The sequence below is a fragment of the Arthrobacter subterraneus genome, from assembly GCF_900099735.1.
Classification (GTDB): Bacteria; Actinomycetota; Actinomycetes; order Actinomycetales; family Micrococcaceae; genus Arthrobacter_D; species Arthrobacter_D subterraneus.
Genome location: NZ_FNDT01000007.1, coordinates 26,727 through 49,275 on the forward strand (window position 1 = coordinate 26,727; position 22,549 = coordinate 49,275).

Annotated in this window: 23 protein-coding genes; 5 read left to right on the top strand and 18 right to left on the bottom strand. The window is 66.4% G+C overall.

The window, feature by feature from the left end; all coding sequences use genetic code 11:
- Positions 1 to 32 precede the first annotated feature (32 nt).
- The 14 genes from panC to dacB all read right to left on the bottom strand — a co-directional run bounded on the left by panC (position 33) and on the right by dacB (position 13,393).
- Positions 33 to 944: a pantoate--beta-alanine ligase gene (gene panC, locus BLS52_RS09425; RefSeq protein ID WP_090586226.1), complete on the bottom strand. Its 912-nt coding sequence runs from the start codon at positions 942 to 944 to the stop codon at positions 33 to 35.
- Positions 941 to 1,888 (bottom strand): Rossmann-like and DUF2520 domain-containing protein, encoded by a 948-nt coding sequence (locus BLS52_RS09430; protein WP_090586228.1) that lies wholly within the window; start codon positions 1,886 to 1,888, stop codon positions 941 to 943. Before BLS52_RS09430 ends, panC begins: the two co-directional genes overlap by 4 nt.
- Entirely contained in the window at positions 1,875 to 3,416 is a 1,542-nt protein-coding gene (locus tag BLS52_RS09435) for a PH domain-containing protein (protein ID WP_090586230.1), read from the bottom strand. The genes BLS52_RS09430 and BLS52_RS09435 overlap by 14 nt, the downstream gene beginning before the upstream one ends.
- Positions 3,413 to 3,925, bottom strand: a complete 513-nt coding sequence (locus BLS52_RS09440; protein WP_090586232.1) for a PH domain-containing protein — start codon at positions 3,923 to 3,925, stop codon at positions 3,413 to 3,415. Before BLS52_RS09440 ends, BLS52_RS09435 begins: the two co-directional genes overlap by 4 nt.
- The gene (locus BLS52_RS09445) at positions 3,918 to 4,409 is read right to left on the bottom strand and encodes a DUF3180 domain-containing protein (protein WP_090586234.1); all 492 of its coding nucleotides are present in this window, start codon (positions 4,407 to 4,409) and stop codon (positions 3,918 to 3,920) included. The genes BLS52_RS09440 and BLS52_RS09445 overlap by 8 nt, the downstream gene beginning before the upstream one ends.
- 7 nt (positions 4,410 to 4,416) lie before the next feature.
- Positions 4,417 to 4,911, bottom strand: coding sequence for a 2-amino-4-hydroxy-6-hydroxymethyldihydropteridine diphosphokinase (gene folK / locus BLS52_RS09450; protein WP_035778151.1), 495 nt, complete (start codon positions 4,909 to 4,911; stop codon positions 4,417 to 4,419).
- Positions 4,908 to 5,291, bottom strand: a complete 384-nt coding sequence (gene folB, locus BLS52_RS09455) for a dihydroneopterin aldolase (protein WP_090586237.1) — start codon at positions 5,289 to 5,291, stop codon at positions 4,908 to 4,910. Before folB ends, folK begins: the two co-directional genes overlap by 4 nt.
- A 7-nt stretch (positions 5,292 to 5,298) precedes the next feature.
- Positions 5,299 to 6,204 (bottom strand): dihydropteroate synthase, encoded by a 906-nt coding sequence (folP, locus tag BLS52_RS09460; protein ID WP_090586239.1) that lies wholly within the window; start codon positions 6,202 to 6,204, stop codon positions 5,299 to 5,301.
- 14 nt (positions 6,205 to 6,218) lie between these two features.
- Positions 6,219 to 6,836 carry a GTP cyclohydrolase I FolE gene (folE, locus tag BLS52_RS09465; protein ID WP_090586241.1) on the bottom strand — a complete coding sequence of 206 codons (618 nt, stop codon included), beginning with the start codon at positions 6,834 to 6,836 and terminating at the stop codon, positions 6,219 to 6,221.
- A 36-nt stretch (positions 6,837 to 6,872) separates the two neighbouring features.
- Positions 6,873 to 8,978 (bottom strand): ATP-dependent zinc metalloprotease FtsH, encoded by a 2,106-nt coding sequence (ftsH, locus tag BLS52_RS09470; protein WP_090586243.1) that lies wholly within the window; start codon positions 8,976 to 8,978, stop codon positions 6,873 to 6,875.
- A 183-nt stretch (positions 8,979 to 9,161) separates the two neighbouring features.
- On the bottom strand, positions 9,162 to 9,713 hold the full coding sequence (hpt, locus tag BLS52_RS09475) for a hypoxanthine phosphoribosyltransferase (RefSeq protein ID WP_090586245.1): 552 nt from the start codon (positions 9,711 to 9,713) through the stop codon (positions 9,162 to 9,164).
- Positions 9,714 to 9,728: 15 nt separating this feature from the next.
- Positions 9,729 to 10,811: a tRNA lysidine(34) synthetase TilS gene (tilS, locus tag BLS52_RS09480; protein ID WP_090586247.1), complete on the bottom strand. Its 1,083-nt coding sequence runs from the start codon at positions 10,809 to 10,811 to the stop codon at positions 9,729 to 9,731.
- On the bottom strand, positions 10,787 to 11,908 hold the full coding sequence (locus BLS52_RS09485) for a zinc-dependent metalloprotease (RefSeq protein WP_090586250.1): 1,122 nt from the start codon (positions 11,906 to 11,908) through the stop codon (positions 10,787 to 10,789). Before BLS52_RS09485 ends, tilS begins: the two co-directional genes overlap by 25 nt.
- Positions 11,909 to 11,968: 60 nt before the next feature.
- Entirely contained in the window at positions 11,969 to 13,393 is a 1,425-nt protein-coding gene (gene dacB / locus BLS52_RS09490) for a D-alanyl-D-alanine carboxypeptidase/D-alanyl-D-alanine endopeptidase (protein ID WP_090586253.1), read from the bottom strand.
- A gap of 183 nt (positions 13,394 to 13,576) precedes the next feature.
- On the opposite strand from dacB, the gene BLS52_RS09495 reads away from it, so the two are divergent.
- The 5 genes from BLS52_RS09495 (at position 13,577) to BLS52_RS09515 (ending at position 17,146) form a co-directional block, all read left to right on the top strand.
- Positions 13,577 to 14,149 carry an inorganic diphosphatase gene (locus tag BLS52_RS09495; RefSeq protein WP_035778149.1) on the top strand — a complete coding sequence of 191 codons (573 nt, stop codon included), beginning with the start codon at positions 13,577 to 13,579 and terminating at the stop codon, positions 14,147 to 14,149.
- A 10-nt stretch (positions 14,150 to 14,159) separates the two neighbouring features.
- The gene (locus tag BLS52_RS09500; RefSeq protein WP_175460136.1) at positions 14,160 to 14,654 is read left to right on the top strand and encodes an RDD family protein; all 495 of its coding nucleotides are present in this window, start codon (positions 14,160 to 14,162) and stop codon (positions 14,652 to 14,654) included.
- Between the two features lie 102 nt (positions 14,655 to 14,756).
- Entirely contained in the window at positions 14,757 to 15,692 is a 936-nt protein-coding gene (locus BLS52_RS09505) for a hypothetical protein (protein ID WP_090586257.1), read from the top strand.
- Positions 15,689 to 16,477: a hypothetical protein gene (locus tag BLS52_RS09510; RefSeq protein WP_090586259.1), complete on the top strand. Its 789-nt coding sequence runs from the start codon at positions 15,689 to 15,691 to the stop codon at positions 16,475 to 16,477. Before BLS52_RS09505 ends, BLS52_RS09510 begins: the two co-directional genes overlap by 4 nt.
- 42 nt (positions 16,478 to 16,519) lie before the next feature.
- A complete protein-coding gene (locus BLS52_RS09515; RefSeq protein WP_090586485.1) occupies positions 16,520 to 17,146 on the top strand; it encodes a hypothetical protein in 627 nt (208 codons plus the stop codon).
- A 12-nt stretch (positions 17,147 to 17,158) separates the two neighbouring features.
- On the opposite strand, the gene BLS52_RS09520 is transcribed toward BLS52_RS09515, so the two are convergent.
- Genes BLS52_RS09520 through BLS52_RS09535 form a run of 4 tightly spaced genes read right to left on the bottom strand, consistent with a single transcriptional unit; the run spans position 17,159 to position 22,299 of the window.
- Positions 17,159 to 18,805 carry a dipeptide ABC transporter ATP-binding protein gene (locus BLS52_RS09520; protein WP_090586261.1) on the bottom strand — a complete coding sequence of 549 codons (1,647 nt, stop codon included), beginning with the start codon at positions 18,803 to 18,805 and terminating at the stop codon, positions 17,159 to 17,161.
- Positions 18,789 to 19,667, bottom strand: a complete 879-nt coding sequence (locus BLS52_RS09525) for an ABC transporter permease (protein WP_090586264.1) — start codon at positions 19,665 to 19,667, stop codon at positions 18,789 to 18,791. The genes BLS52_RS09520 and BLS52_RS09525 overlap by 17 nt, the downstream gene beginning before the upstream one ends.
- Complete coding sequence (locus BLS52_RS09530; RefSeq protein WP_090586267.1) at positions 19,667 to 20,620, bottom strand: ABC transporter permease; 954 nt, start codon at positions 20,618 to 20,620, stop codon at positions 19,667 to 19,669. Before BLS52_RS09530 ends, BLS52_RS09525 begins: the two co-directional genes overlap by 1 nt.
- Before the next feature lie 11 nt (positions 20,621 to 20,631).
- A complete protein-coding gene (locus tag BLS52_RS09535) occupies positions 20,632 to 22,299 on the bottom strand; it encodes an ABC transporter substrate-binding protein (protein WP_245702778.1) in 1,668 nt (555 codons plus the stop codon).
- Positions 22,300 to 22,549 lie beyond the last annotated feature (250 nt).

Genomic DNA, 22,549 nt, shown 5'->3' on the forward strand with positions numbered 1-22,549 from the left:
GCTCAGTGGTCACGATATCCAAGGTTACCGGTTCAGCCCCGCGCCCCGGCCGGGTCCGCTTTCAGCGGCTGGTTGTCGATCAGCCGCACACTGCCTACCCGTGCAGCGATCAGCGCCAGCCCCTCCCCCGAGAACGGCGTCAGGCTGCAGTTGAAGGCGAGTGGTTCCAGGGTGTCCGGGTCCACAACTTCGAAGTACTCGAGCTCCACGAGTGGTTCGCATTCAACCAGCGCGACGGCGGAATCCAGGTCCAGCGGTTCACACCGTGAGGCACGCCCCGCCAGGAGCCGCAATGCGCGTGACAGGACCAGGGCAGCTCTCGCCTCCTCCTCGCTCAGGAACCGGTTCCTGCTCGACAGGGCGAGGCCCTCTGCGGACCTGACAGTGGGAACGGCCCGGATCTCGGCCGTGAAGTTGAGGTCGCTCACCATCCTGCGGATCAGTGCAAGCTGCTGTGCGTCCTTCTGGCCGAAGTAGGCCCGGTATGAGGCGTCCGCGGCCGGCCAGGCGAGGTGCAGCAGCTTGGCGACGACGGTGAGCATGCCGTCGAAGTGGCCCGGCCGGAACTCACCCTCGAACTTTTCACCGAGGCGTCCCGCGGAAAGCCGCACGAGGGGGGCGCCGCCTGCGTACACCTCTTCCTGCGGGGGCGCGAACACCAGGTCAACTCCGCACCCGCCAAGCAGTTGGACATCCGCCTCGAGGGTCCGCGGGTAGCGGTCGAGGTCGGCGGGATCGCCGAACTGGAGCGGGTTGACAAAGATGGTGGCAACAACGACGTCGTTCTCTTCCCGTGCCGCGCGGGCAAGCGCCGCGTGGCCCTCATGCAGCGCACCCATGGTGGGGACGAGCCCCAGGCTGGAGGGGTGCCGCCGGGAGCTGCCCAGCAGCTCGATGGTGGCGGCCCGCAATTCGGCAGCGGTGGTCAGGACCCGCGGGCTCATGCGTTGCCTTCCTCTCCCGATGCGGCGAGGGCGTCGGTGATTGCCGTGGCCTGGTCCGCTGTGAGGACGCCGCGCTCCAGGGCACGGCGGGCAGTCACCGCAGCGAGCCGGGCGTAGGCAGCCCGGATGTCTCCCGGGGCGTCGGCGAGCGCGGCAGCGTGCGCCGCCACCGTTCCGGCGTCACCGCGTGCAACAGGACCTGTGAGTGCGCCTTCGCCGGCGGCCAGCGCGTTCTCGAGTGATGCGCGCATCAGCGGTCCCAGCAGCCGGTCGGGCTGCTCCACGCCGATGGCGCCGAGCAGCTGGGTGGACTGCGCCGCGATGGTGACCAGGTGGTTCGACGCGTGCGCCAGCGCCGCGTGGTAGAGGATCCGGTCCTCCTCCGCGATGACCACCGGCTCGGCGCCCATCTCCACCACCAGGGCCTGGGCCACCGGAAGGACTGCCGAGGGTGCGGTGACTCCGAAGGTGCAGTCCGGGAGCCGGGTGAGGTCCAGGCTCATTCCGGTGAAGGTCATTGCCGGGTGCAGCGCCAGCGGAATTGCGCCGAGCTTCCGCGCGGGTTCCAGTACACCGGTGCCGAACCGCCCCGACGTGTGGGCCACGAGCTGCCCCGGCTGCCAGGCTCCTACAGCGGCGAGGCCGGACACCAGGTCCGGCAGGGCGTCGTCGGGCACCGCCAGCAGGACCAGTTCAGCCCGTTCAATGATCTCGGGAATCTCAAGGACCGGTACGCCGGGGAGCAGGTTTTCGGCGCGCTCACGGCTCGCCTCAGACACGGCCGAAACTCCGACGACGGCGTGTTCCGCAGCGCGCAGCGCGGCTCCCAGAACGGCCCCCACGCGGCCGGCGCCGATCACGCCGACGCCGAGCCTTCCCGGCTTGGCTGGTTTCCGCCGCACACCGCCCGGGTGCGGACTGACCGGATGCTCAGAAGCGTTCATGGGCTGATCCTTCCTGGTAGGACGGCGGCGGGAGCATGACGGGGGCCTCGGATGCGGTGCCCGGATCACCGGCCGGTCCTTCGACCGTCACCGGGCGCATCCACTGTTCGGGGCCGCTGCGGCGGCGGGCTTCCGCCGCCCGCTCGGCCTGTTCAGAGAACAGCCGCCAGGCGTCCTCCTCGGCGACCTGGCGGACGCGGGGGGACACGGGACCCGGTGTGGTGTGGAAAACGAGGTCCGCTACCCCGAATCTGCGGGCCAGCGGCCCCTGGTGCAGCGCCAGCGACTGCGTGCGTTCGTGGGGTACGACGGCGAGCTGCCGCCACCACGCGCCGGACCGCGCCAGCAGTGCGGTGCGCGTGACGGCGACACCGTTTCGCCGCCAGGCCAGCGGTGCGATCAGCCGTGCACGCCGCGGGGTGGTTCTGAATCCGGCGTCGGGGCCCTTGCCGGCGAGTCCGGCGGAGAACACGTCGACCGGCGTGTCCGTTCCCGGATCGGGAAGGACCAGCGCAATGACCCGCAGGACCTCGTCCAGGGTGCCGACGGGAAGGAGGGTGGCCCGCGCCTGGGCCTCACCGCTGGCTGAGGCACCGTAACCGGCCACGTTCACTGTGACCTTGTACCAGCCCTTCAGCCGCCACAGCGGGGACTGGACCACGCCGACCGCCTGCACGCGGCCCGGTGGCACGGTCTGGGTCCGGGTGTCCAGCAGTCCGTACCGGATCCGGATGCCGTCCGGTGAAATGGCCGCGCGGAAGTTGAAGCCGGTATTGAGAACGTTCCAGTAACCGCCGATCACCCCGATCAGGATGGGGACAAAACCCGCGAGCAGGGCGCCGGTGTCCAGCACAACGGCGAAGAGGACCACGCCCACCAGACCGAGCAGCACGGCCACGGTGTTGCCGGACAGCGCCGCCGCTCCCAGGACGCGGGCGGGGGTGAGGGACAGCACCTCCCGCTCGGGCGCTTCGGGGATGTCCTGCGGGTGCTCCGGGTCCACGGCCACACCCGCCGCGCGCGCCAGGATTGTTGCGCGCAGCCTCTGGGCCTCATCAAGTTTCAGGAAGGCGAGGCGCACCGCCGACTCACCGGCGTCGGCCACATCGAACTTGAGTTCGGCGAGGCCGAAGACCCGCGCCAGGAAGGGCTGCACCACGTCAATGGCCTGGACGCGGTCCAGGCGCGCCTGCCGGTGCTGGCGAAAAATCACCCCCGAGTTCACGCGGACGTGTTCCTCGGTGACCTGGTAGCGGGTGTAGTACCAGGACAGGAAGAATCCGGCGGCGATGAGGAGGACAACGCCGAGCACCACGGCTATTGCCAGGGTCAGGTTGCCCGGGCCGTCGCCGCGGAACCCGCGGGAGTCGCCGATCAGGAACCCCTCGAACCAGTCGCGGCCGCCGAAGAAAATCAGTGCTGCAAGCGCAATCCAGCCACGAACCAGCGGGGAGATGATGTGGACGCGTTTCCATTGGTCCGTCGGTGCCTCGGGCGGCGGCGGCGGAAGAGGTTCGGATCCGGTCACAGCCCTGCCAGTTTCGCTTCACCGCGAGCCGACAGCTGCTCGCGCAGGCGCGCTCCCTCACTGGAGGGAAGCCCCGGGATCTCCGCGTTGGTGCCTGGCGAGGCGGTATGGAGCTTGACCGTGCACAGGCCAAGCGCCCGTTCGATCGGCCCTACAGCTACGTCCACGTACTGCATGCGCCCATAGGGCACCACCATGGTGCGCTGGAAGAAGATTCCCTGGCGCACGAGCAGATCCTCGTTGCGTTCGGCGTAACCGATGGCGCGTACCTGGCGGGGCAGCAGGAGTCCGCGCCAGGCGGCGATGATAATAGCGACGGCGGGAAGCAGGACTGCCGGCAGCAGGGGTATCCGGGGAAGAACTCCTGTCAGCAGCAGGATGAGCGGGACCGAGAAGATGAGCAGGAAGATGGCGCTGCCGATCGCCCATCCGGCCAGGCGCACCCTGAGGTACTTCGGGGAGACGCGGGTCCACTCAATGCCGGCCGGGTCTATCGGCTCCCTACGCATACTCCCCTTCACCGCTCTCCCTCGCCGTGCCGGACCCCGCCTCGTCATCCGGCGGAAGCCTGCAGAAGCTTTCCACAATCAGTCCGGTTCCAATCATGACTATGCCAGCCACCATCAGCGCCAGCGAACCCCACAGCGGTCCGAGGTTGCTGCGCACACCGACCAGGCTCAGCTGGTCGGCCAGGATGCCGATGTGCCACCCCGTGGTCAGTGCACCGGCGTAGGCGGTCGCCTGCGCAAACACCACTGTCCGTGCCGCGAGGATGGGATCCAGCGCGCGCTTCCGGTTTCCGGCGCGCCACCGCTTCACCCGGAACCCGAAAATCAGGGTCACTGCGACGACGGCGGCGATAGTCAGGAGAGAACTGAGCGGTAGCGACGGCGTGGGGTAACCGTTGCGGGTGGCCCACCAGTTGATCAGCCAGCCCAGTGTGCCGAATACCAGCCCGATAAGAACAAGCCAGGGAATTCTGATCGAGCCCACGGCTCCCTCAGGCCCCCTCGAACGGTATGAGTCCGGGAAGGTCCTCTGCCTGCCGGGCGAGCTCTGTAACCGGGCGCCCGGAGAGTGTGGCCGAGCCGTCCATCCAGGCCCACGGCTGCAGCACGAAGGCGCGTTCCGCTGCCCGCGGGTGCGGCAGGGTCAGCTTGTCGTCGTCGGACACGAGGTCCCCGTAGGTGATGATGTCGACGTCGAGCGTGCGGGGGCCCCAGCGGACGGTGCGGACCCGGTGATGCGCGTTCTCCACGGCCTGGCAGTGTTCGAGGAGTTCATACGGGCCGAGATCGGTTTCGACCTCGATGACCATGTTGAGGTAGTCCGGCTGCTCCGGGCCTCCGACGGCCTTGGTCTGCACGATCGGAGAGACTTCTCGCAGGCGGACGTGGGGGGTGTCGACGAGGTCCGCGACGGCGAGCGAGAGGGTGTCGCGGCTCTCACCGAGGTTGCTGCCGAGGGCGAGGATGGCGCGGACGGTCCCGCTCATGTCCGCTCCCGGTAGATGGACACGGACACATCGCCGAACGGAACCTCGATGGGAGCCTTCGGTTTGTGGACGGTCACTTCAACGGCATCGACCGCGAAGGACGCCAGGATGTGTCCGGCGATCCGCTCGGCGAGGGCCTCTATCAGGTTCAGCGGCTCACCGGCGATGAGTCCGGTGACCTGTTCCGCGAGCTCACCGTAGTGCGCAGTGCGGGTCAGGTCATCGCTCTGACCCGCCTGCCGCAGGTCCAGATGGAGCACCACATCGACAATGAAGGGCTGTCCGTCGCGCCGCTCGTGGTCGAAAACCCCGTGATGCCCGACGGCGGTGATTCCCGTCAGCGCGATCCGGTCCTGCCCCGGGACGAGACTGGCGGTCATGGCCTGCCTACCTGGTCCAGGCTGCGGCGACTTTGACCGCATCGAGATTGGACGCGACGTCGTGCACGCGGACGCACCAAGCCCCCTGGGCGGCAGCGAGGGCAGACACGGCCACGCTCGCGTTTCCGCGTTCGCCGGGGGCTGCAGCCTTGCCGGCCGTCGTGAGCAGGGTTCCGAGGAAACGCTTGCGGGAGGCTCCGATCAGGATACGGTGCCCGAGAGTCTGGAAGCGCTCCAGCGAGCGAAGCAGGGCCCAGTTGTGATCGTCCTTCTTCGCGAAGCCGATTCCCGGGTCGACGATGATCTGGTCCGGTGAGACACCGGCTGCGTAGAACTTGTCCCGGATGGCGGTGATCTCGGTGATCACGTCCTCGACGACGTCGTCATAACTCGCCAGTGAGTCCATGGTCTGCGGGTTGCCGCGCTGGTGCATGAGGACGTAGTGGACGCCGCGCTCCGCTATGAGTGCAGGCATGGCGGGATCGAAGTCGAGGCCGGACACGTCATTGACGATCGCCGCACCTTCATCGATGGCCTTCGCAGCCGTGTCGGCGTGCATGGTGTCGACGCTGACCAGCGCACCTGCTTTGACCAGTGCGGCCACCACCGGAACGATGCGCTTCTGCTCTTCCGCTACCGTGATGCTGTCCGCGTTCGGCCGGGTGGATTCCCCGCCGACGTCCAAAATGTCGGCTCCCGCATAGTGCATGCGGAGTCCTTCGGCGATGGCCTCATCGGTGGAGGAGAACCTGCCTCCATCGCTGAAGGAGTCCGGGGTGACGTTGAGGATTCCCATCACCAGCGTCCGGTCGGTCGGCAGGTCCTTGAAGGACTTGCGGACCCGGGTGGGCCGCAGGACGGGGAGGGGTGAGGTTGCCGGTCCGGTTCCTGGGGCTGCCGCGAGTGAATCCATAAATCTGCTGTGTCCTATCTTCCGAGTATCAGGCTCATGGCCTCGGCTCGCGTGGCGGCGTCGCGCACCTGTCCACGCACTGCCGAGGTGACCGTTTTGGCTCCTGGTTTACGGATGCCGCGCATTGACATGCACATGTGCTCACACTCAATCACCACGATTGCGCCCTTGGGCTGCAGGTGGTGCATCAACGCATCGACAATCTGGGTGGTGAGGCGTTCCTGCACCTGTGGCCTCCGCGCGTAGATTTCCACCAGGCGTGCCAGCTTGCTCAGGCCGGTGACCTTTCCTTCTGCCGAGGGAATGTAGCCGATGTGCGCTGTGCCATGGAAGGGCACGAGGTGGTGCTCGCAGGTTGAGTAGAACGGGATGTCCTTCACGAGGACAAGTTCCTCATGATCCAGCTCGAAGGTGGTGGAGAGGACGTCCTTCGGGTTCTGGTGCAGTCCCGCGAAGAATTCCGCATAGGCCCGGGCCACCCGCTTCGGGGTGTCCAGCAGACCGTCCCGCTCGGGATCCTCGCCGATGGCAGCGAGGATCTCACGGACTGCCCGCTCGATTCTCGGCTGATCCACCGTGGAACCACTCGCCGCCAGGGCGGCATCGACCATCTGGTCGTCAAAATCGGTCACGCCAAGCATCCTATCCCGGCCCGGTGAGCCGTCCCGCTAGTCGTTACGACGCCTGCCGGGACCGGAGGGGCCGGTATCCCTCGGCGTGCCGGTGGTGCCGCCCTTGTTGTCCGGCTCGGTTTCCGGCTCCGGCAGGGAGCCACCGCTGACATCGAAGTCGTCGGGAAGGTTGGCGTCCGCGATCTGGTCCTGGGGAGAAACGTCCTCCGGGTTGGGCTCGCCTGCTTCCTCGGCTTCCTTCCGTTCCTTGTCAGTGACCACCGGGGGCAGGGAGTGTACCGGCCTGCTGTCCTTCGAGAGCCAGATGCTGCGGGCGTCGCGTTTGCGGATGTCGGAGAAGACCTCGGCGATTTCGGCCTGGTTAAGGGTTTCCCGCTCGAGCAATTCAAGGGCAAGCCGGTCCAGCACGTCACGGTTCTCGGTGAGGATCGCGTAGGCCTCGTCATGGGCGTTGTCGACCAGTCGGCGCACTTCCTCGTCAACGATGTAGGCAATGTGGTCCGAGTAGTTCCGCTCATGTCCCATGTCGCGGCCGAGGAACGGCTCGCCGCCGCCCTGCCCCAGCTTCACGGCGCCGATGCGCTCGCTCATGCCGTATTGGGTGACCATCTTGCGGGCGGTCGCCGTGGCCTTCTCGATGTCATTCGAGGCGCCGGTTGAGGGATCGTGGAAGACGATTTCCTCCGCCACGCGGCCGCCCATGGCGTACGCGAGCTGGTCGAGCAGCTCATTGCGCGTGATCGAGTACTTGTCATCAGCCGGCAGCACCATGGTGTAGCCCAGCGCCCGTCCGCGCGGAAGGATGGTGACCTTGGTGACCGGGTCGGTGTTGCGCAGGGCTGCGGCAACGAGCGCGTGACCGCCCTCGTGGTACGCCGTGATTTTCCGCTCCAGTTCCTTCATGACCCGGCTGCGCTTCTGTGGACCGGCAATGACCCGGTCGATGGCCTCGTCAAGGGCGCGATCATCGATGAGCTGCGCATTGGAACGGGCGGTCAGGAGCGCGGCCTCGTTCAGGACGTTTGCGAGGTCCGCACCCGTGAAACCGGGAGTCTTCTTGGCGACGGACTGCAGGTCAACGCCGGGCGCCATCGGCTTGCCCTGTGAATGGACCTGGAGGATCCGGTGGCGTCCGCTCATATCCGGTGCCTCGACACCGATCTGGCGGTCGAAGCGGCCGGGGCGCAGCAGCGCCGGGTCCAGGACATCGGGCCGGTTGGTGGCGGCAATCAGGATGACATTGGTGTTCGCGTCGAAGCCGTCCATCTCGACGAGGAGCTGGTTCAGGGTCTGTTCGCGTTCATCGTTGCCGCCGCCCACGCCGGCGCCGCGGTGGCGGCCGACGGCGTCGATCTCGTCAACAAAGATGATTGCCGGGGCGTTTGACTTGGCCTGCTCGAACAGGTCGCGGACGCGGGATGCACCGACGCCGACGAACATCTCAACGAAGTCGGAACCGGAAATCGAGTAGAACGGAACACCGGCCTCGCCGGCGACCGCACGGGCCAGGAGGGTTTTACCGGTTCCGGGAGGGCCGTACAGGAGTACGCCCTTGGGAATCTTGGCGCCGAGGGCCTGGAACTTGGCCGGCTCCTGCAGGAATTCCTTGATCTCGTGGAGTTCCTCGACGGCCTCATCTGCGCCCGCGACGTCGGAGAACGTTACCTGCGGCATGTCCTTGCTGATGAGTTTGGCCTTGGACTTGCCGAACTGCATGACCTTGGAGCCGCCGCCCTGCATCCGGCTGAGCAGGAACCAGAAGATTGCACCGAGGATCAGGATGGGAAGGATCAGGCCGAGGATGCTGGTGAACCAGTTGTTCTCCACCGGCTGGTCAGTGAAGCCCTCGACGTCCGAGGTGTTGATCGCTTCGACGACACCCTCGGCACGGGCGGCGCTGAAGAAGAAGGAGACGCTGCGGCCGAGGTCTTCATAGTCCTCGCGGAGCGTGAGGTCCACGCGCTGTTCGCCGTCGTAGATCTTTGCCTGCTCCACCTGGTTGTCGGCGAGGAGCTCCAGCCCGACGTTGGTGTCCACACGGGCACCGCTGGTGTTGAACACTGAAGGCAGGATGACCAGAAGCGCGGCAACGGCCAGCACAATCCAGAAGATCGGTCCTTTGAAAATGTTCTTGAATTTCATTCAACTCAGGGCTGACCGCCCTGTCCCTCCTGCTTAACTGCCAAATAGCCCTGATCCGAGGGCGCATCGCCCAGTGCGGCGCCAACGGTGATACCAGCTTTACATTCCCTGCAGAATCCACGCACATGGGCGGCGGAAAGTTCCCTCTGGGCGTAGAGGCTCAGGGCCCTCGGCCAGCGGGATCTACTCGTAGACGTGCGGTGCGAGGGTGCCGATGAAGTCGAGGTTGCGGTACTTCTCCGCGAAGTCCAGTCCGTAGCCCACCACGAATTCGTTGGGGATGTCGTAGCCGACGTACTTGACGTCGATGTTGACTTTGGCGGCGTCGGGCTTGCGCAGGAGGGTGCAGATTTCCACCGATGCGGGCCCGCGGGACATCAGGTTGGCCTTCAGCCAGGACAGGGTGAGGCCGGAGTCGATGATGTCCTCGACGATCAGCACGTGCTTGCCCATCAGGTCCGTTTCCAGGTCCTTGAGGATCCGGACCACGCCCGAAGACTGCGTGCCCGAACCGTAGGACGACACGGCCATCCAGTCCATGGTGACGTGGGAGTGCATGGCACGCGCCAGGTCTGCCATGACCATCACGGCGCCCTTGAGCACACCGACAATCAATACGTCACGGCCGGCGTAATCGCGGTCGATTTCCGCGGCCAGTTCCTGCACCCGCTGCTGGATCTCTTCCCTGGTGTAGAGAACGTGCTTGAGGTCGGCCTGGACGTCGTGTGAATCCACCAATTGCTCCCGGATTTAGAGATTTTTTCTAAGGACAAGACTGCCATAGCTTGGGTCCCCCTGGGGAACGCGGGCGCCCCGGACCTGCCGGTAGGCGCTCACGTTGCCGCCGAGCTGCACCGGACCCGCCGAGCCGGCTCGCCTCAGGAGATTTTCGGCCGCCAGCAGGCGCTCAAAACCGGGCTGCACTCCGCCCAGCTCGACGACGGCGAGCGCCAGGACCCGCTGCCGGAGCGCAGGCGGCAGGGCACGCAGGCCGTCCTCGGACAGAAGGAGGGCACCGGCGTCGTGCCCTCCCTCCCCCGTGGCGGGTGCGGGCGCCCGGAGCCGGGAGTATTCCGCCGCGGCAAGCTCTTCGAGGTAGGCGGCATCCTGGGCGAGGATCCTGGACGTGCGGTAGAGGGACTCGGCAATGCCGGGGCCCAGAGCGTCTTCCAGGTACGGCAGCACCTGGGTGCGGACGCGGGAGCGGGTCAGCGCGGGATCGGCGTTGGTGGGATCGTGCCAGGGGTCGAGGCCGCTGAACCGGCAGATCTCTTCCGTCTCGGTGCGCCGCAGTGCAAGGAACGGGCGCAGGTAGGCCCCCCTGCGGGCCGGCATGCCGCTCAGTGACCGGGTTCCGGAACCCCGTGACAGCCCGAGCAGAACCTGTTCCGCCTGGTCGTCCAGCGTGTGGCCGAGCAGGACGGCGGCGGCGGCGTGCTGTTCCACGGCGGCATCCAGCGCCCCGTAGCGGGCGGTCCGCGCCGCGGCCTCCGGTCCCGTTCCTGCCGTCGCAACCTCCACCCGGCGCACGTCCACCGGATCGAGGTCCAGCTTCGCCAGCTGCTGCCGGGCGTTTTCCGCTACCGCCGCGCTGTCGGGCTGCAGTCCATGGTCGACGACGACGGCGCCCACCCGGTAGCGGCCGCTCCGCGCGAAGTACGCAGCCGTTGCTGCGAGGGCCAGGGAGTCCGTGCCTCCGCTGCAGGCAACCAGGAGGAGTGATCCTTCAGGAACCTGCGCCTCGTCCAGGGCGGCGCGGATCAGGTTCCTGGCGGTACCGACCGTCGGGCTGAGGCGTGGCCGGCGGCTCACAGCCCCATCCGGGTGATCCATTCCCGGGGTGCGTGGATTTCCTTCTCGGTGGGCAGGTTTTCGGCGCGCTCCCAGACCCTGTTGAAGCCCTCCATGCCCACGGCGTCCACCACGGCGCGGACAAAGCGGGCGCCGTCGCTGTACTGGCGCATCTTGGCGTCAAGGCCCAGGAGCCGGCGGATGAATTTCTCCACCGGCCCGCGCGTCTTGCCGCGCGCATTGAAGCGCCGGCGAATGGTCTTCACGGTGGGGACGATGCTGGAGTCAACGGCGTCCATCACCACGTTCGCGTGCCCCTCGAGCAGGCTCATCACGGCGGTGAGGTGGGACAGCCGCGCCTTGTCCTCCGGCTCCTGCAGCAGGGACAAAATCCCGCCGTCACTGGGGGGCACGCCGTCGTCGTCGTTCTCCCTGCCGGTGTGCCCGCCCTTCGAGGGCAGCGACTTCAGCGCGTTGGTGAGCCGCTCGGCAATGCCCTCGGCCTTGTCCGCCAACCCGACGGTGAGCTCTGAAATGTGCTCCATCATGTGGTCCCTGAGCCACGGCGCCGCGGCGAACTGCACCCGGTGCGTCTGCTCGTGCAGGCAGACCCACAACCGGAAATCGGCGGGCTCCACGTTCAGCTCACGTTCCACGGACACGATGTTGGGCGCAACCAGCATCAGGCGTCCGCCGGGACCGCGGGAGGAGGCGACAAACGGATCGTACTGGCCCAGGACCTTGCTCGCGAGGAACGCGAGGATGGCACCCATCTGCGCTCCCGTCACCGCTCCGCCGAGGGCGGCGTTCGCCGCTTTCAGCTGCTCCGCCCGGGTCTCTACGAGGTGCCCGATTGCGGGCGCCATCAGCGTCTTGAAGCTTTGCGTGTTCGCTTTGGCCCAGGAGGCGCGGTCAACGATGATGAGCTCGGAGTCCCGCAGGTCCCGTGCTGCCTCGAGGCCCGTGATCCGGTGGACGTGTTCCACGGAGAGGTCGGCGAGTTCGCGGAGGTTCTCGACGACGGCCTGCACCTCACGGGCGCTCAGCTTCGGCCCTGGAGGGGTCAGTTTCGCCGCGCTGGCCGCAGCCAGCTCCCAGTTGACGAGTTGCAGTGGGGTATTGCTGTCCATGGTGGCCATTCGATCACACTAGTCTGGGAGGCCGCCCGGATGCGCGCGGGGGCCTGTAGTGTGCCGGGGTCAGCGGCAGCCGCAGGTTGCGAGGACGGCCGCTGCCGCGTCGACCGCCTCACGCGCCGGCTCTGTGGTCCCGTCCAGACCGCCGGCAATGAAGGAGAACACCAGCAGGCGGCCGTCCGCCGACACCACGTGGCCGGTCAGGGCCGTTACCGCGTTGAGGGTTCCCGTCTTCGCGCGGACCACGCCGGCGCCGGCGAAGGTGGGCGCGGCGTCGTCGTCATAGCGGTCCCCCAGCGTCCCGGAAAGGCCGGCCACCGGAAGTCCGTGAAGCACGTGTCGCAGGGCCCGGTTGTCGGAGCGGAGCAGGGTGCGCACCACGTCGGCGAGCTGGCGTGGGGAGACGCGGTTGCGCGGCGACAGTCCTGCGGCATCGCCCAGCACCAGTCCGTCCACCGGCACGCCAAGGCCCGTGATGACCTCGGCGATGGTTTCGAGTCCGCCGCCGAAAGACGCCGGTTTGCCGCTCGCCTCAGCAGCCAGCCGTGCGAGCACCTCGGCCAGGTAGTTGTCCGAGGTGAGGAGCATATGTTCGACCTGCTCCTCAATGGTGGCCGACTGCACGGCCGCCAGCTCCACGGCGTCTTTCCCGGCGGGCATCCGCTCGATGCCCTCCTGGACCTGGACGCCGGCTGCGATCAGTGCCTCCCGGAACGAGGCCGCGGCAGCCAGGGCGGCGTCGGGAGCCCTGGCCCCGGACTGCCCGGACTCATCGACCCAGGAGGAATTGATTGCAAGGGGGTAGATCGGCGCGATCTCCCCCGCGTCCACGTCACCCGGCTGCCAGCTGGGGTTCAGGACATCACCGACAAAGAGCGAATCGTCGAGGACGAGGCGGTAGGCAGCGCCGCCGTCGAGCTCTGCAGCGGCCTGTTCAGCGAGCGAGGTCAGCCCCGCGTGGCCCACCACGCTGTCGGGATCGGACCGGCCGGATCCCAGCAGCACATCCCCTCCCCCGCGAAGCACCAGCACACCCTCCGCACCTGCGCCCCCCGCGAGGACGGACGTGGTCAGCCGCGATTCTGGATCAAGCTTTGCCATCGCGGCCGTGGCGGTGAGGATCTTGATGTTCGACGCCGGGAGCTGCGGTTCGCTGCCTGACTGGTCAAAGAGCACCTCACCGCTCAGGGCATCCAGAACGACGCCGGCAACCGGCGTACCGCCCGGCACCTCCAGCGCTGCAGTCAGCAGCGGAGCAAGAACCTCCGGCACCGGGACCGGCGCCCGCGCATCAAGCCCGCTGACAAGGGCAGGCGCCGCGATGCCGTCGGGAGCCTGCTGAATGGCCGGTATTTCCGGTTCCGCGTCGACAGGAGGCGCAATGAGCCCGGCAACCTGCGGCCCGTAGTGGAGGCCGAAGGGGACCGCCAGCACGCCGAGTGCCAGGGCAAGCAGGAAGGCGGTGAACACCCTGGCGCTGCGCTTCATGGGCCCCCTCGGCGGAAACTGGATCGGTGACCGCCTGAGGTCACGAATCGATGATGTCGGCGGCGGCCTATATCTTTAAGAGTAGATCGGGGCCCGGCATGGCGAGTTCCTCAACTGATCTCTCGCGCCGCAGCCCACCGAAGGTTCCATCCGCTTGCTACCAGCTGACTGCAGGAGTCCCACATGGCCATAACGCTCGACGTCACCATCGAGATCCCCAAGGGATCACGGGTCAAGTATGAAATCGACCACGAAACGCACCGCCTCCGCCTGGACCGCGTGCTGTTCACCTCCATGCAGTACCCCACGCACTACGGCTACTTCGAGAACACCCTCGGCGAGGACGGCGATCCCCTGGATGCGCTGGTGATGCTGCAGGACTTCGACCTGATCCCCGGCGTCCTGGTCGAATCACGCCCCATCGGTGTCTTCAACATGGTTGATGACGGCGGCGGCGATGCGAAGGTGCTCTGCGTCCCGGCTGACCCGCGCTTTGACCACATCCAGGACCTCGGGGATGTCTCCAAGTTCCTGCTAGATGAAATCGAGCACTTCTTCCGCAAGTACAAGGACCTGGAGCCCGGCAAGTGGGTGGAAGCCGCTGACTGGGAGGGCCGAGAGGCTGCGGAAGCCGAAGTCCAGGCGTCGCTGAAGCGGTTTGAGGCACTCGGCGAACCCAGTGAAGAGGATGAGCCGCAGGGCCGCGCCGTTGACGCCGACGCCGAAAACGCAGACGTGGAACCGCAGGGCCGATAGCCGCTCTCCCGTGAACTCATCGACCGGACAGAAGCCCATGCCCGCCCGGCGCGGGGGCCGGCTCGCTGACGGTACGCCCTATGTCGAAGCCACGGGCGGGCAGCGGATGGGCAAGTATGCACTCGACGTCGTAGTGATCCTGGCGCTGTTCGTGGTGCTGTTCTTTGTCCTGGCCATCGCGCTGGACACCGCGGGCGTATCCAGCGAGTCCGGCGCCGGCATCGTGCTGCCCGGTGCGTATGCGCTCAGTGCCCTGGGCTACGGCTTCGTCACCGGATTCTCACGGACCCTCGGCGCAAAAGCGGCGGGGGTCCGCAACCTGCGCTTCCTGGACGGCAAGCCGATGGGGCCCTTCCAGAGTGCCTGGCGCACGCTGCTCCTCGCCCTGTTCTGGCCCGTGACCCTGATTGTCATGCTGGGAAGCCTGTTCAGCGGATCGCCGGGATTCGCACCCAACGTCTCCCGTGCCCGCCACTATGTCGTAGCGGATGTGCGCTCCCGGTAGCAACCGGCACCTCCGGTTCATGGGGAGCCCTGCCCATGGCACAGCAGGATGCAGTCCCGGTAGGTTCGGGTGCTGTAGCACCAGTCTCAGCAAAGGGCCCCCATGTCGGAAACTCTCGGCGCCAACGTCGAACAGCTGGAAAGCCTTGCCGAGCGTTTCTCCTCCTCGGCCGAGACGCTTCGCGGCATACGCTCCACCCTGAGCGTGGGTGTCATCAGCAATACAGGGTGGCTGGGTCCGGACGCGGATGCGCTGCGTGCTTCCTGGGACAGCCACCAGATGGCGATTCTGCTTGCCGCCAACACGCTGGACCGGGGGTCACGGGAACTGCTGGAGCAAGCGCGGCAGCAGGAGGCAACGAGTGACGCCGGCTCCGGCGCCATCGGCGGTTCTCCCTCCGGGCCGGGTCTTCCCGGCCGGCCTGCGGGGCACACCCCGGATGAGGACTTCTCCATTTTCGAGGCTTTGGGCGAGGTGATCGGCTTCGGTGCCGACGCGTGGAAGCCGTTCAAGTTCCTGCGCAATGCCGAGCAGTTCCTCGCCAACGCGAGGATCCTCGACCTCACCGACATGCGGAACATCTCGCTGGCCACCGAGTTCCTGGACGAGAGCTCAAAGCTCACCAAGTGGTCCCGCTTCGCCGGGCCGCTGCTCGCTCCGCTCGGCATTGCCGGGGGTATCCACGATGTGTTCAATCCTGAACACGAGGGGTGGCGCGGCGTCGGCGACCGACTGGCCGGCGGGGTGGGCGCCTTCACCTCGGGCGGTACGCTGCTTCTCGCGGCCGGCGCGCTGGGACCGGTGGGGGCCGCCGTCGTCGTGGGTGCCGGTCTCGCAGCGGGCGCCTGGGCACTCGGAAACTACGTCTACGACAACTGGGACAACATCACGCAGTGGTCGTCGAACACGTGGGATGCCACCACCGACTTTGCGGGAGATGCCTGGGAGGGCGCCACCGATCTGGCCGATAGTGTGACTGAGGGCGTCGGAGATTTTGTTGAGGATCCGATCGGATCAATTGGAGGATTGTTCTCGTGACCGCACAGCCGATCGAGTGGACCACCCGTGACCTTGAGAGCGCGCGCAAGGTTCTTGCCCTCACTCCTGAGGAGAGCCAGGGCCTGCCCACACTGACCGACGAGGAAATTGTGGCGCTCGACGGAATTGAGCGCGAGCAGTTCGTGGCGCTGCCCTTCCTTGAGAAGCATGAGGAGCAGAAGTATCTGGCCGCAACGGTGGCCCTGCGCAGCCTCATGTCCAAGGGCATCGCGTTCCCCGTTGTGGAGGAGGGGTACAACGAGCCCACCCGGCTCAACGCGAATGAGCGCGTCACCGGCATCATGACCCTGCGCCGCACAGCGAGTCGCATTGTTACCGGGCAGCGGACCTCGCAGGCGGGGCGGCACTGGCTGTTTGCCTACCTCCACGACGAATCGGTGCTCGAGGAGGAAGTGAACGACGGCGGCATCCACGCCTTTGTGGTCTACCCGGCCTCCCGGCTGGCTGAGCGCCTTGCCGTCCTCGGTGACCCGGAGAACTGCGCCGCCGCTGACAGTAGTCCCGTGGTGCTGGAGCAGGCAACGTTTGAGGAGGCCGGAGCGCCGCTCCTGGCGCAGAGCCGGGCCGTCACCGTCTACACCGGGGCGTCCGGCGGTCCCGAGACCTTCACCAACCTCACCGTCTATTCGGCGCCGGACTCGGTGAAGACTCTCACCGCGGAGAAGGCGAGCGGCGCTGTGACGTTCACCGTCACCGGCGTTTCTGCGTCTTCGCTGCGCGCTGCCCTGCAGTCCGTGGTGGACGCCCCCGCCGAATCAACGTAAATCGGTTGATTCCGCTCCTCCCTCAGTCATACTGAGGTCATGCTGTTCGTGGTGACCATCAACCAGCGCGACTCACGCGAGGTGGGCGACCTGGTGCCCGAACTGCTGCGTGAATTCCGGTTTGTCGACACTGTTCTGCCGTTCCAGCGGTCCGTCGGGGATGAACTGCAGGGCGTCGTGGACAGCGCCGCGCTGGCCGTTGATGTGGCGTTGAAGGCGATCCGGTTCCGGCGCTGGCACGTGGGAATCGGCGTCGGCGAGGTACTTCCGCCCATCCCCGAACGGATCACCGACGCCGAGGGGTACGGGCTGGTGTACTCACGCAGGGCAGTGAACCGCGCACAGAAGACGGGCGAGCGGATCCCGCTGGCCGTCGAGGGACCGGACACGGAGATTGCCGCCGAAGCCGAGGCCGTCCTGCGACTCCTGGGGCAGATCGTCTACACCCGGACCGAGGCGGAGTGGAACGTACTCGATCTCATGACCCCGGGCGCCCGGGGTCAGCAGAAACTGATCGCCCAGGAACTGGGCATCACCACCCAGGCGGTCAGCAAGGCCGTCATCCGCTCGCACTGGGTGGAGGAGTGGGCCACGCGGCCCGCAGCCGCACGCCTCCTCGGCCTGGTGTACGGACCGGCGGCGCTGCCGCCGGCCGCACTGGCCTACTAGCGCCTGCGGGGTTCACCCCACGAGCGAGGCGCCCGGGATAGCGCTGAGCAGCTCCCGGGTGTAATCGGACGACGGCGACTCGAACACTGTATTGGTTGCCCCCTGCTCCATCACCCTGCCCCGCTTCATGACCACCACATTGTGGGCGATCTGGCGCACCACCGCGAGGTCGTGGGTAATGAACAGGTAGCTGAGCCCAAGCTCTGTCTGCAGGTCGGCCAGCAGGGTGAGGATCTGCTCCTGCACCAGCACATCAAGGGCCGACACCGCTTCGTCGCAGATCAGGAGCTCCGGGTGGAGTGCCAGTGCCCGCGCGATTGCTACCCGCTGACGTTGGCCGCCCGAAAGCTCATTCGGGCGGCGCTGGGCGACGGTGCGCGGGAGGGCAACCTGGTCGAGGAGCTCGGCAACGCGTTCCTGCCGGCTCCGCCGGTCGCCCACCTTGAAGATGCGCAGCGGCTCATCGATCAGCTTCTCGATGCTGTAGGTCGGGTCGAGTGATCCGTACGGGTCCTGAAAGACCGGCTGCACCCTGCGCCGGAGGGCCCGCCGCTGCCGTCCCCGGCTCGAGGTGATGCCCTCCCCATCCACCAGGGCGGTACCCGACGTGGCCGATTCCAGGCCGAGGATGATCCTCGCGACCGTTGTCTTCCCTGAGCCGGACTCACCCACGATCGCCGTGGTTGTCCCACGCTCCACGGAGAAGGAGACGTCGTCCACTGCTTTGAGGATGCTGCCGCGCTGGCCGCGGATCTTGAATTCCTTCACGAGGTGCGACACCTCAAGGATCGGCCCTGGCTTCACTGCGGAACTGGCCGAGGCAACACGCACCGCCGCAACCGCCGTGGGTGCCGCTGCCACCAGCCGCTTGGTGTACTCCTCCTGTGGGCTGAGCAGGATCTCGGCGGGCGTTCCCACCTCCACGATCCGGCCCTCGGACATGACGATGATCCGGTCGGTGCGGTCTGCTGCGACGCCGAGATCGTGGGTGATGAACAGCAGGGAGGTGCCGTGCGCATCCACGAGGGTCTGCAGGTGGTTGAGGATCTGCCGCTGGACGGTCACGTCGAGGGCTGACGTGGGCTCGTCGGCGATCAGGAGTTCCGGCTCGCGAGAAAGTGCAATGGCAATGAGCACCCGCTGGCGCATGCCTCCGGAAAATTCGTGGGGGTACTGTTTGGCCCGACGTTCCGCTTCCGGAATGCCGGCCTCGGTCATCAGCTCAAGCACGCGCCGATCGATCTCCGCCTTGCTACGGCTCCCGCTTGCCGCCAGGGCATCAGCGATCTGCGCGCCGACGCGCATGGATGGATTCAGGTTGGAGGCCGGATCCTGCGGCACCAGCGCGATCCGCCGACCCCGTATGCTGCGCATGCGCTGCTCGGATGCCCTGCTGAGGTCCTCGCCGTCGAGGAGGATCGATCCGCCGGTGATGTGCCCGTCGCCGGGCAGCAGGCGGAGGATCGAACCGATAATGGTGGATTTCCCCGAGCCGGACTGCCCCACAATGGCAACGCGCTCCCCCGGGCGGATGTCGAAACTTACGCTGTGCAGCACCGGTTCCGGGTTTTCCCCGAACGTCACTTCAAGCCCGCGCACTGACAACAGGGCCGGTGCATCGGCGGTTGGAAGGCTCACTGGATTACTTTCTGCTGGCATTGGTGGGATCGAGGGCATCGCGCAGTGCATCTCCGAACAGGTTGAACCCCAGGCAGATGAGCACGATGGCGAGGCCCGGGAAGATCGCTGCTGTCGGGGCCCGCGAGATGTACTGCTGGGCGTCCGAGAGCATGATTCCGAGGCTCGGCGTGGGCGGCTGGATGCCGAGGCCGAGGAAGGAGAGCAGCGCCTCGCCGATCACCGCAACAGGCATGATGACGGTTGCCTGCACGATGATCGCGGACACCGCGTTCGGGAGGATGTGGGAGAAGATAATGCGGACACCTGAGGCGTCCATGGTCTTCGCACCCAGCACAAAGTCCGTCTCCCTGATACGCAGCGTCTCACCGCGAACCACCCGGATCATCGTAGGAATCTGGGCGATTCCCAGTGCGATTGCCGCGTTGGTGAGACTTGGTCCGCTGATTGCGGAGAGGCCGACGGCGATAATGAGGAACGGAAACGCGAGCGTCACGTCGGTGAGCCGGGAGATGATGCCGTCCAGTCCGCGCCAGTAACCGGCAAGGAGTCCCAGCGGAGTTCCCACCGCCACGGCGAGCAGCACCGACAGGAACCCCACCTGCAGGGACACCTGGATGCCGAAGAGCATGCGGGAAAAAATGTCCCGGCCCAGATCATCGGTGCCGAGAATATAACCGATTGTTCCGGGAGCCTGGAACGGTGCGTCGAAGTGCACCTCTGCGGGTCCGTAGGGTGCGATCAGTGGCGCGATGAGCCCGAGGACCATGACAATCGCGAGCATCACGCCGCCGGTCAGCCCGAGCGGGCTTCGCAGCAGTGAACGCCAGATGCGGCCCCGTGCTGAGCCGAGTCCGGGATTGCGGATTTCTACGACGGTCATCAGCTTTTTCCTCCCACGCGGATCCGCGGATTAATGACCGAGTACAGGATGTCCACGGCAAGGTTGATCAGGATGTAACCGACGGTGATGAGCAGCACCACGGCCTGGATGACGGGATAGTCACGGGTGAAGACAGCGTCAAGCGTGAGCTTCCCGAAGCCGGGAAGCGCGAAGATCCGCTCCGTGACGACCGCCCCCGAGATGAGGCCGCCGAGCTGCAGGCCGATGATCGTAACCACCACGATCAAGGAGTTTCTCAGTCCGTAGCGGAAGAGAACACGCGGCCGGCTCAGGCCCTTTGCCCGGGCCGTCCTGACGAAGTCCGTCTTCATGGTCTCGATCATCGACGCCCGCGTCTGCCGCATGATCACGGCCGCCAGGGAGGTGCCGAGGATGATCGCCGGCAGGGTCAGGTGGTAGATACCCTGGAACGGATCCCGTGAGATCGGAACGTAGCCCGACGCCGGGAACAGGCCGAAGGCCACTGCCAGGTACAGAATGGCGAGGATCCCGAGCCAGAAGTTCGGCACGGACAACCCGATCAGCGCAAGGGCGTTGGCCATCCACTCCGGCCAGCGCCCCCGGAACCGTTCGGCAATGACTCCGAGCAGTACGCCCACGATGACGGCGACCACGATTGCGTACGCCGACAGCCAGAGGGTGACGGGGAGGGTGGCGGCGACGAGGTCTGTGACCTGGGCGCCGGTCCGGGTGGACTGGCCGAAGTCGCCGCGGACCATGTTGCCGACGAACTTCACGTACTGGGTGATGATCGATTCGTTGAGCCCGAGCTGCTCGCGGATTGCCGCGAGCCGCTCGGGAGTTGCTTCTTCCCCCGCCATCGCAAGCGCTGGGTCACCCGGGAGCTGACGCACTCCGAAGAACACCACCATCGAGGCGAGGATGAGCGTGACGATTGACTGCCACAGACGTGTGGCGAGGTAGTTGAGCATGATGGGTGCGCTTATTCCGCTTCGACGAATGCCGCGTTGCTGAGGTGAACCACGCCGTCGGCGAAGGTTTCGACACCGGCAACGTCGGTGGTGTGGGCCGTGATGTTGCGCTGGCGGTACAGGTAGATGATCGGGTTATCTTCCTGGATCTGGGCAACCGCCTGGCCGTAGAGGTCGGCTCGTTCGGCGATGTCATTCGACTGCGCCGACTCGGTCATCAGCTCATCCACCTCGGGATTGCTGTAGCCCGAGTAGTTGTTGCCACCACCGGTCGAGAGGAAGTTGAACATGTTGCCATGCGGGTCGATCCGGCCGGACCAGCCGAGCTGGAGGGCCTCGAAGTCACCGCGGCTCTGGACATCGAGCAGGGTCGAGTATTCAACGGGAAGGATCTCGATCTCGAAACCGCCGTCTGCTACCGCGGCCTGCAGGGCCTGGGCGAAGCGGATGGTGTCCGGGTTGTTTGTCACCTGCATGGTGATCTTGTAGGGCATTTCCACGCCGGCATCCTCCAGCATCGACTTGGCCGCCTCGGGATCATACTCGGGGCAGGCCTCGCTGGCCTCGCTGGTGAACGGGCTTGCCGGGGAGATCGGGGAGCACGCCGTCTCGTTATAGCCGCCGAACACGGACTGCACCAGCGCTTCGCGGTCGATCGACATGGACAGCGCCATACGGATATTCGGGTCGGTGGCGATTGGGGTGTCGATGACGCCGGGCGGCGTGCCGACGCCGTCGGTGTTGCCGAGGTTGATGGTCATCGCCTGGTAGCCGAGCGAGCCGACCTGCAGCACGTTGACGCCCTCCTGGCTCATGAGCTCATCCACGTCCTGGGTGGAGATGGTGTCCGCCACCTGGACATCCCCCGAGCGCAGGTTTGCGGCGCGGATGTTCGAATCGGTGATGATGCGGTAGGTGATGGTGTCGAGGTGCACGTTCTCGGCGTCGTAATAGAGGGGATCGCGCTCGACCTTGATGGAGGTCTGCGGGACGCGCTCGACGAACTTGAACGGGCCCACGCAGACAGGGCTGTCGCCGAAGGCCTCGCCCTTTTCCTCGAGTGCCTTGGGCGAAAGGATCATGCCCGCGCGGTCAGCCAGTGCGGCGGTGAGCGGCGCAAAAGGCTCGGCGTACGTCACCTCCACCGTGGTGTCGTCCACAGCGACGACCTTCTCGATCGGACCGAGCTCGCTCTTCCGCGAGGATCCCTCAAGGTTGACGCCGCGGTCGATGGTCTGGGCCACAGCTTCGGCATTGAACGGAGTACCGTCGGCGAACTGTGCGTCATCACGGACAGGGATACGCACCGTCAGGCCGTCTTCGGAGACCTCGGGGAGCTCAGTGGCGAGCTGCGGGATTATTTCGCCGTTCGCATCGATATCGTAGAGCTTCTGGCACATGGTCTGCATGACATAACGGGTGTACAGCGACGATGACGTGGTCGGGTCGAGCCGGTCGGGCTCTGCGGAGAGCGCCATCACGAGGTCGCCGCCCTCGACGATGGTCTTGTCGCCGATGGGCGCGGAGACAACGTCGTCTCCCTGCGGAGCTTCGGCAGTGGTCTGCGGTGCCTGGCAAGCGCTGACGGCAAGGCCGAGCGCCATGACCGGGACGAGCGCGCTGCGGCGGATCAGGCGCGCTTTAGGGCGCGGGGAAGGGTGGGGGTGCTGGACGGGCATGGTGTTCCTTTGATGTGAGCGACAGTGCTTTACATACAATCAGAGCTTGGGCACCGATTTTGTATACATTTTGTTTCGGTTCCGTTAAGTTACCGGAATTATTCGCCGAGGGCTAGAGCGGCCGGACCAGCAGATTCAATCCGGGGCTTTTCGAAGGGCACAGCAAAGCCGCCCGCCGTGAGGCGGGCGGCTGCAAATGACGGGGTTACCAGCGGGTAGGCAGGCGCTGGATAGAATGCAGCGCGGAACC

Excerpts from the sequence above, each read along its gene's own strand:
- panC (WP_090586226.1), bottom strand. The coding sequence starts at position 944 with ATGAGCCCGCGGGTCCTGACCACCGCTGCCGAATTGCGGGCCGCCACC.
- BLS52_RS09430 (WP_090586228.1), bottom strand. The coding sequence starts at position 1,888 with ATGAACGCTTCTGAGCATCCGGTCAGTCCGCACCCGGGCGGTGTGCGG.
- BLS52_RS09440 (WP_090586232.1), bottom strand. The coding sequence starts at position 3,925 with ATGCGTAGGGAGCCGATAGACCCGGCCGGCATTGAGTGGACCCGCGTC.
- folK (WP_035778151.1), bottom strand. The coding sequence starts at position 4,911 with ATGAGCGGGACCGTCCGCGCCATCCTCGCCCTCGGCAGCAACCTCGGT.
- folB (WP_090586237.1), bottom strand. The coding sequence starts at position 5,291 with ATGACCGCCAGTCTCGTCCCGGGGCAGGACCGGATCGCGCTGACGGGA.
- folP (WP_090586239.1), bottom strand. The coding sequence starts at position 6,204 with ATGGATTCACTCGCGGCAGCCCCAGGAACCGGACCGGCAACCTCACCC.
- ftsH (WP_090586243.1), bottom strand. The coding sequence starts at position 8,978 with ATGAAATTCAAGAACATTTTCAAAGGACCGATCTTCTGGATTGTGCTG.
- tilS (WP_090586247.1), bottom strand. The coding sequence starts at position 10,811 with ATGGATCACCCGGATGGGGCTGTGAGCCGCCGGCCACGCCTCAGCCCG.
- BLS52_RS09485 (WP_090586250.1), bottom strand. The coding sequence starts at position 11,908 with ATGGCCACCATGGACAGCAATACCCCACTGCAACTCGTCAACTGGGAG.
- dacB (WP_090586253.1), bottom strand. The coding sequence starts at position 13,393 with ATGAAGCGCAGCGCCAGGGTGTTCACCGCCTTCCTGCTTGCCCTGGCA.
- BLS52_RS09495 (WP_035778149.1), top strand. The coding sequence starts at position 13,577 with ATGGCCATAACGCTCGACGTCACCATCGAGATCCCCAAGGGATCACGG.
- BLS52_RS09505 (WP_090586257.1), top strand. The coding sequence starts at position 14,757 with ATGTCGGAAACTCTCGGCGCCAACGTCGAACAGCTGGAAAGCCTTGCC.
- BLS52_RS09520 (WP_090586261.1), bottom strand. The coding sequence starts at position 18,805 with ATGCCAGCAGAAAGTAATCCAGTGAGCCTTCCAACCGCCGATGCACCG.
- BLS52_RS09525 (WP_090586264.1), bottom strand. The coding sequence starts at position 19,667 with ATGACCGTCGTAGAAATCCGCAATCCCGGACTCGGCTCAGCACGGGGC.
- BLS52_RS09530 (WP_090586267.1), bottom strand. The coding sequence starts at position 20,620 with ATGCTCAACTACCTCGCCACACGTCTGTGGCAGTCAATCGTCACGCTC.
- BLS52_RS09535 (WP_245702778.1), bottom strand. The coding sequence starts at position 22,299 with ATGCCCGTCCAGCACCCCCACCCTTCCCCGCGCCCTAAAGCGCGCCTG.